Annotated in this window: 2 protein-coding genes and 1 pseudogene; 2 read left to right on the forward strand and 1 reads right to left on the reverse strand. The window is 43.2% G+C overall.

Annotated elements, in window-relative coordinates:
* Positions 1-364: 364 nt before the first annotated feature.
* Positions 365-613 (forward strand): annotated as a pseudogene (locus Q0614_RS03305) (FAD-binding protein); the annotation flags it as partial.
* On the forward strand, positions 610-1,137 hold the full coding sequence (locus tag Q0614_RS03310) for a cytochrome c3 family protein (protein ID WP_298786513.1): 528 nt from the start codon (positions 610-612) through the stop codon (positions 1,135-1,137). The pseudogene Q0614_RS03305 and the gene Q0614_RS03310, both read left to right, overlap by 4 nt.
* A gap of 554 nt (positions 1,138-1,691) precedes the next feature.
* Here Q0614_RS03310 and Q0614_RS03315 read toward each other — a convergent pair.
* The coding region (locus Q0614_RS03315) for an FAD-dependent oxidoreductase (RefSeq protein WP_298786514.1) at positions 1,692-2,581 on the reverse strand (890 nt) is incomplete at its 5' end.

Here is a 2,581-nt window from a genome sequence, read left to right on the forward strand (position 1 = left end):
TATTATAGAATTTTTAAGATAAAAGTGTGCAATGGCGACCAAAAATTTGCTAAATTCAACCTATACTATACCGCATAATATTACTGAGATACTTATTTTGAATTTAATGTCTAAGCAAAACATCAGACTAGTTAAATCAAATATCAAAATTGCATTAATGCCATTTTCCAATCCAAACCAAGATAAACTAGATTTTTAGATATGAGTCCAAAGTAATTTCATGGAATCTTTTTTTATAAAGCAAAATATTTCTTGAAAACTGCACCGCTTTTACCAAAAACATTTCTTTGTTTGATAAACAATTCAAAAAAACAAAAACTGTAAAAGATGCGGTTGAAATACCGATAAATATAGGCTTTACGCTGGCAAGATGGGCGTAGGTGCTAGCTTAGTCGTCATGGGCGGCTTCACCGTAGAGCCAAGCACTGCAAACGTGCTAGATACCGACTATAACGAAATTTCGGGACTTTATGCCTGCGGTAACGTTATGGGCGGACGTTTTTTGGGCGACTATCCGGTAGTTTTAGCCGGCACTAGCCACGGAACATGCCTATGCTACGGACGCTTAGCAGGCTATCAGGCTGTGGCAAACGCAAAAGGAGTACAAGCATGAGCAAGAAAAGAAAATATACGATAATAGGACTAATAGTAGCCGCTATCGTCGGTTTTATAGCGTTTCATCAGATAGAGGCCGCTAGCCACAAGGCTGAATTTTGTATCATGTGTCACAACATGCAGCCAGAGTACGATTCTTTTACAAAAGGAGATATGCTAGCTAAAAAGCATAACGACGCAAATGTAACATGCCACGACTGCCACGTCCCAACCATAGGCGAGCAGCTAAACGAGGTCAGGATGTATGTAACAGGCGACTTTGAGATGCCGGCGAAACAAAGGGGCTTTAAAAACGAGCAGTGCACTAGCTGTCATAAGATAGCCGACATAAGAAAAAAGACCGCGCACTATGGCCTATCTAACCCGCAAGAAGGCACTCACAATAAAGCCAATGAGATGCTACAGTGTCAGTCATGCCACGCCGTGCATCATCCGCAAAAGCTAAATACTTGTATGTCTTGTCACCCGATAGACTGGAAGGTAGATAGTAGCTGGAAGATGTATCCGCCTAGCGAAAAATAATCTTTAATCCGCCTCGCTCGGGGCGGATTTATCTCCTCTGTAAATATAAACGGCTCAAGATAAGTTAAGCGGATTTTCCCTTATTAATTTTAGCAAAATGCAATGGATCTCTTTTATATATGTAGTTTAGTAGCTCAAATTTAAAACAATTTATATATTTAATGCCATCTATATATCGTTCGACTATTTCTCCAAAAATAGTAGGTATTTCTTCTTCTTCTTGTATAACGTCTTTTAATATGAATATGTTGTTTATTCCTGAGGTGTCAATACTAAAACCTAACTCTTGAATGTTGTTGTCGACCGCGTCCTTTAATTTATGCTGTTCGAGAAATAATTTTGAACCGGGAAGTGAATAAAAAAGAATTTCGGCGACATACTGTATGTAAAAAAAGTATTTTTTGAGCAATTCATGACAATGAATCTAAATTTACTATTGGCATAATTATCAAAACATAGTTTTAGTTCAAACTGAAACATATTTTAAAATATCGTCCAGATTTTTCACTATAAATTTTAAAATTACTTTATTGAGCCTTTTATGCTTTAGCATGCTATTCTCGCTTTATCCCAAGCTTATCGCCGAAATTTTGTTTTATGTAAATGTGCAAAATATCGATCGCGGCGGGCGTTACACCGCTGATCTCGCTCGCGGCAAAAAGCGTCGGCGGCGCAAAGCGGTTTAGCTTCTGTACGATCTCGTTGCTAAGCCCGCCGATCTTGCTAAAATCGATCTGCGGCGGGATCGCGACGCCAAGCAACCCCTTCATCCTCTCGACCTCGGCGCGCTGCATCGCGATGTAGAAATGATACTTGCACTGCGTTAAAATTTCATCCAAAACCTCATCGCTAAAGCCCTCAAAATGCGGCGCCAGAGCAAGCAGACCCGCCTTTGAAAAGCCGCTTTGAGAGGCGATTTTTTGCAAGCTACAGCTTTGCGAAATTGGCTCTGCGCCGATACTTTGCAGCAGGCTAAGCGTCTGTTTCGAAGGGGTAATCTGCTTTTTTAGCAAAAATTCCATTCCACTCTCTACGTCTAGCTTAAACTTGCGCGCCCGCTCGTAGCTTGCCTCGTCTAAAAGCCCGATCTCGCGGCCGTATTCGCTTAGGCGCAGCACGGCGTTGCCCTCGCGCAGCAGCAGACGAAATTCCGCGCGCGAAGTAAACATTCGGTAGGGCTCATTCGTGCCTTTGGTAACCAGATCGTCGATCAAAACGCCGATATACGCCTCATCCCTGCGCAAAACCAAAGGCTGCCGCCCGCGCAAATCAAGCACGGCGTTGATGCCCGCCATCAGCCCCTGCGCCGCGGCCTCCTCGTAGCCGGTGGTGCCGTTGATCTGGCCTGCCAAAAACAGCCCGCGGATCTTTTTGGTCTCGAGGCTGTGCTTAAGCTCGGTAGGATCGATAAAATCGTACTCGATCGCATATCCGGGGCGGACGA

The organism is uncultured Campylobacter sp. (genome assembly GCF_937997595.1).
Taxonomy (GTDB): Bacteria; Campylobacterota; Campylobacteria; order Campylobacterales; family Campylobacteraceae; genus Campylobacter_B.